The organism is Pseudoalteromonas sp. S558, from assembly GCF_005886635.1.
GTDB classification, from domain to species: domain Bacteria; phylum Pseudomonadota; class Gammaproteobacteria; order Enterobacterales; family Alteromonadaceae; genus Pseudoalteromonas; species Pseudoalteromonas aliena.
Window position 1 is genome coordinate 1 of the sequence record NZ_PNDU01000517.1, and the last position, 1,658, is coordinate 1,658.

The 1,658-nt window shown below is 37.2% G+C and carries 1 protein-coding gene; it reads left to right on the forward strand.

Annotation, left to right across the window (positions count from 1 at the left end):
- The first annotated feature begins 244 nt into the window (after positions 1–244).
- Positions 245–1,471 carry an EAL and HDOD domain-containing protein gene (locus tag CWB66_RS21180; RefSeq protein ID WP_138586979.1) on the forward strand — a complete coding sequence of 409 codons (1,227 nt, stop codon included), beginning with the start codon at positions 245–247 and terminating at the stop codon, positions 1,469–1,471.
- Positions 1,472–1,658: the final 187 nt, after the last annotated feature.

Sequence of the window (1,658 nt, forward strand, 5' to 3'; positions counted from 1 at the left end):
ATAAATGCCAAACATGCGCTGCCCGAAGGGTTCTTTCTAGGGACGATTAACTCTTTGTTGCTCGGTTTTTACTTAGCCCACTAGGTTACAAACCTCGCGCCGCGATTAAATCGCCCCTAGATTGAACAAATTTCAATCTACAAAGGTCAACACGCCCTAATACTAAACATTTACATAATGCTATTTTGAATGTTTTACCATATATTATTACACTAATTACTATCTCTACTCATACGGAATGTTTATGTATTTTTATGCTGCACGCCAGCCTATTTTAAACCGCAACAAAGAGCTTATTGGTTACGAGCTTTTATTTCGTGATGGTGTAGACAACGTATTTCCCAACATAGATGGAGATGAAGCAACAACACGCTTAATCGAAGGCAGCCAATTTAACTTTGGTCTAGAAGATTTAACAGACAATAAACCAGCATATATAAATTTCACTTTAGAAACACTGCTAAAAGGTTACCCAACAATACTGGGTAAAGACGCTATCGTTGTTGAAATTTTAGAAACAATCCAGCCTGGTAAGCGCCTACTCGCTATTGTTAAAGATTTAAAAGGCAAAGGCTATACTCTGGCATTGGACGATTATACTCACCAACCAGTTTGGCGGCATTTTTATCCATTTATCGATATTATTAAAATCGACTTTTTAACGTTAGATACCGACAATATTCAAGACATTATTACTGATTTAAAACAATATCCGCACATCAAATTACTTGCTGAAAAAGTAGAAACTCACGAAATGTATAATTTAGCTTTAGAGCTCGGGTTTGATTATTTTCAAGGGTTTTTCTTTTCAAAGCCTGAAATGGTTCAAAGTAAAGCATTGCCGCCATCTGAAATGGCATTAGCTGAGTTACTTTATGAAACCTCAAGCGTTGAAATCAATTTACAAAAGATTACGGATGTATTTGAACGCGACGTAAATTTATCATATAAATTGCTGCGTTATTCCAATTCAGCTGCATTTGCAAAACGCGCTGAAGTAAGCACCATTAAGCAAGCACTTATCATACTCGGTGCAAATGAAATAAAAAAATTGCTCTGCTTATTATTTGCAGCACAAGTCTCTGCTGATAAACCCGTTGAGCTGCTTCGATTGTCACTTACTCGTGCTCGCTTCGCCGAGTTGCTCGCAATATCTCATGGACAGTTTAAAGATACTGGCATGGCCTTTTTGACTGGTATGATGTCATTAATGGATGCTATTTTAGATCAAAGCATGGAAAGCGTAATGAGTAAGTTACCGTTGTCTGATGAAATAAAAGCGGCGTTGCTCAAAAATGAAGGGCTACTCGCTAAATACTTAAACCTAGTAAAATATTACGAGCAAGCTAATTGGTCAGCAGCAAACGAAATGACTAAGGAGCTAAATCTAGGAGGCAAAGTGCCCGATGCCTATCACGAAGCGCTTGGTTGGGTGAGCGAGCAAATGCAGTTAATAGTTAACGAAAAATAAATAACCTGAACTCTGGTTAAGATATTTACTAATATATTGAATCATAATGATATTTAAATTTTTTTCTCTAGCCAGAGATCTTCAGTGAAAACAAGGCGAACTTACGCGTCAATAGCTGGCCTATTGCAAGTAAATTCAACGTAGTTAGCGCTGAAAATAGCTGCTCGAGATAGATTTATTATCCAGA